Genomic DNA, 3,885 nt, shown 5'->3' with positions numbered 1-3,885 from the left:
TTGCCCATCCGCGCCATTATAAAAACACCAAGCGCGATGCTGATTATGCCGATGCTCAGCATGATTTGCCCGCGACTGTCGGTAAAGAGAGGCTGCAAATAGCCTGGGTTCAGAAAGCCGATCGTCGCGCTTACCGCAAAGGGCAAAGCTGCGAGAATGACAGCACTTGCACGGGCCTCCGAGGATAGCGCGCGCGCTTTTTTCTTCAGCTTGCGGCGCTCGCGTAGCTGTTCTGCAAGGTTCTCGATTGTTTCGATCAGATTGCCGCCTGTTTCAGATTGCAACGATGTCGCGACAGAGAAAAAGACAACCTCTTGTGTTGGCATCCGCGTGCAGAGCCGCTCAAGACTGCCAAGCAGGCTGGCACCGACATTCAATTCATCGCGGCAGCGCTCGAACTCGGTTTTCACGGGCCCTTTGGCGTTTTCAACAACGATGCTGAGCGAGTCTGCGACAGGGCGACCGGCCTTCAATCCACGTGCAAACACATCAAGCGCTTCGGGTAGCCCTTCGGTAAAGCTTGCGACATGGCGCTTTCGTTTGATGCGGAAAATAAGCACAGCGCTTGCGATTGGTATGAAAAGTGACAGCACAAGCGAAACCAAGGCGGGCATTTTCAGAACAAGAACAAAAACCGCGTATAGCCCGAGAACGCTCATTGATATCTGAACCAAAAGCTCTGTGGCGGACGCACGGATGCCAGCACGCGCACAGGCAAGTTCCAGTCGCTCCAATGCGCGCGCCAGTCTGGATGATGTAATTGTGCGCTCTGGTTCCGGGGCTTTGACTTTGTCATCATCCTTCGCGGCACTACGATCAAACCCGCGCGCGGCGCGCTCAATGCGCGATTTAAGCGCGCTGCGTTGGCGATCCATCATCACCAACAAAACAAGCAGGAGCATAAGGAACAGGCTGGCACCAGCGCCAAGGATGAGGACTTCGATAGACATCAGGCACCTCCCAGAATGCTGTTGAGGTCGTCAATACGCCCATAATCCGAAGCGCGGCTCGCGAATTTGGGGCGATAGCCCGTAAAAACATACTCCCCCTCGATCTGCTTTCGTGTGCTGGAGGGGCCAACCTGAAAGGTGAAAATGTCCTGCAAGGTAATGACATCGCCAGCCAGCCCGGCTACCTCGGAAATGGATGTTACGCGGCGCTTTCCATCGCGCATTCGGCTGACCTGCACGATCAGATTAACCGCATCAACCAACTGACGGCGCACGACGCCGGGACCGGGAACAAAGCCGGCAAGGGCCGCCATGCTTTCAACGCGGGTCAGCGCTTCGCGCGGCGAGTTGGCATGCAGTGTGCTCATTGATCCGTCGTGGCCTGTGTTCATCGCTTGCAGCAGGTCAAGCACCTCATCACCGCGAATTTCACCAATGATAATGCGATCAGGGCGCATACGTAGCGCGTTGCGCATCAATGTGCGCATCGTAACTTCGCCAGTGCCTTCAACATTAGGTGGGCGCGTTTCAAAGCGCACAACATGAGGCTGTTGAAAGCGCAATTCGGCGGCGTCCTCGATTGTGATAATCCGCTCGCCCGCAGAAATATGCTCGGACATAGCATTAATGAGGGTGGTTTTGCCTGACCCTGTTCCACCAGACACAAGGATGTTCAAACGCAGGCTTGCGGCCAGTCCGAGAAACTCGCCCATCTTTGCGGACAGGCTGCCACCCTTGATTAATGTGTCCAGCTTGACCGGCTTGCTTGGGAATTTTCGGATGGTGATGGTCGGCCCGTCTATCGCCAATGGGGGCACCGCAACGTTGACGCGGCTTCCATCCGCGAGGCGTGCATCCACCATCGGCTGGGATTCATCAATACGGCGACCAACGGCTGCCACGATCCGGCTTGCGACGCCAAGAACATGGGCGTTGTCGCGAAAGCGAACAGATGTCAGCGTAAGTTGACCCGCGCGTTCAACAAAAACCTGATCGGGGCCGTTGACCATGATGTCAGTGACGGTGTCATCCGCCAGAAGCTGCTCTAGCGGGCCAAGGCCCAGCAGATCGGCAAGGACCACATCAATCAGTTCAGCAAGCTCGCGCGCATTGAAGTGCAGCTTTTGAGCTTCACCCAGTTTCGTGATGTTCGCTTTGATCTTGGCTTCTTGCTCGCTGCGCGGACGCATTGCCAGATCTGCGTAATCCAGCTCTTCTGCAAGGGCCTTCATCACGTCATTCGCAACCGCGAGGATGGGTGTTTGCGTGCGAGCGGCAGGCACATCGGCCTTCGGTGCTTCAATCGTTTCGACGTCCTTTGGCACTTCGACGAGATTAGCGCGCAAGTCCTCAACAGGTGCTTGCGTTTCGCTTTCGGTGTCAAGCAACAGCGCCGCCTCTGACAGAACCTGCCTTTGCAAGGCCATCGGCCACAAGTCGCTGGAATTTTCGACGATATAGCTCAGCGCGGCGTTCGCACGATCGACTGCGCTTTGCGTCTCGGGATCAATCTGTCGCGCGATTTCAAGAACCTGCTGGACACAGGTGCGAACAGAGGGTTGGCTGATGTGAAGCGTCATGAGAAAATCCGGCGCAACAGGCCTTTGTGCGGCGCATCTGAGCTGTTGGCGGTGTGCAACGCATTGCTCACAGTGCCCCAAACACCTGTAACAGCTTTTGAGTAAGCCGCACGCTTATCAAGTGCGCTTACTGGTTTGCCCGCGCTTTGTGCTTTTTGAATGGCTACATCGTTGCGGGGGAGGCAGGCACAGATCGGCAATCCCAAAGCCTTCGCCATATCCTTGCGCGATAGCGCGGCGTCTTTTCGGACCTCTGACAAGACGAGGTGGATTTGCATTTCCGGCTTGCTTTGTTTGATCTGCTTCACAATTCGCGCCGTGGCGTTCACGCCAGCAAACCCTGCGGGGAAGACGATGACGACGGCATCGAGTTGGCTTAGCAGGTCAGATTGCTGCATGAGGGTCTGGCGCGGCAGGTCAAGCACAACGCTATCAAATGCACTGCGCAGCGGTTTCATGAGATCGCCCAATGCGGCATTCAGGCGTAAGGTATCCTGGTTCGAGCCGACCTGATGTGCATAAAGCGCGAGGGTGTCGGAAATCTTTTCCATCGTTGCCGTCAAAAAGGTTTCATCGACACGCTCAGGCGCGGCAAGTGCTTCGATTAAGCCGGGTGTGCCTTGCGCATTCAGATCAAAGGCCTGCGAGCCAAAGGTGATATCGCAATCGATTAGTGCGGCGCGCCCTGCGCCAGATGCAACAAACGCGAGGTTCTGGGCAAGCGCGCTTGCACCGATGCCGCCCGTTGCGCCGACCACGGCAATGCTTGTTGCGCGCGGCGAAATCGGGGCTGGGTCATTTGCGGGTTGTGGCAACGGGACACTCAGGATGTCCGCAGCGTTCACAGGAAATTGGAAATATTCAAGCGCACCTGCATGGCGCAAAGCGCGATAAGTCGAAATGTCAGTTACATGGCCAAGCACAATAACCTCCGCGCCAGTTTGGCGAATTTCGCGAACACATTCGCATGCGTCGCTGGTGGATAGGTTGCCCATCTCGGTGATGAGAACGTTAGAGATAGCCGGCTCAAGGCAAAGTCGCGCAGCGCCGCTAAGGCCACCACCTTTCAAGCCAGCGTCTCCTGCACCTGATTGATCGACAACAGTGCGCGCGACTTCGGCACCTTCTTGGGTGCACACGTAAGCGGCGAAAGGTAGGAGCGCGTTGCCTTGTGTGGGGTGAGCTAACATCGGAAGTGTCCTTATTAGGGGCGTAAGTGGTGTCTTGGGGTGGGGAAAGGGGCGCTTGTGCGCAGGTGAGATGCGCACGCCCGGCTTTGGTGAAAGTTGGGTTAGCCTTCTGCGGATTCAGCCGCAGGCATTGCGTCAATCAGCGTTTGAAAGCCAGCATCGGTG

Annotated in this window: 3 protein-coding genes; all 3 read right to left on the bottom strand. The window is 56.4% G+C overall.

Annotated features, from left to right (window positions below):
- A partial coding sequence (locus WBC85_RS11385; RefSeq protein ID WP_424436936.1) for a type II secretion system F family protein occupies positions 1-950 on the bottom strand: 950 nt, incomplete at its 3' end.
- A complete protein-coding gene (locus WBC85_RS11380) occupies positions 950-2,530 on the bottom strand; it encodes a CpaF family protein (RefSeq protein ID WP_424436933.1) in 1,581 nt (526 codons plus the stop codon). The genes WBC85_RS11380 and WBC85_RS11385, both read right to left, overlap by 1 nt.
- Positions 2,527-3,720, bottom strand: a complete 1,194-nt coding sequence (locus WBC85_RS11375; RefSeq protein ID WP_424436930.1) for an AAA family ATPase — start codon at positions 3,718-3,720, stop codon at positions 2,527-2,529. Before WBC85_RS11375 ends, WBC85_RS11380 begins: the two co-directional genes overlap by 4 nt.
- Positions 3,721-3,885 lie beyond the last annotated feature (165 nt).

Origin of the sequence: Planktotalea sp. (genome assembly GCF_049680325.1) — a bacterium.
Lineage (GTDB): Bacteria > Pseudomonadota > Alphaproteobacteria > Rhodobacterales > Rhodobacteraceae > Planktotalea.
The sequence above is the reverse complement of the archived record's forward strand: the minus strand, read 5'-3'. Positions and strand labels throughout refer to the sequence as shown.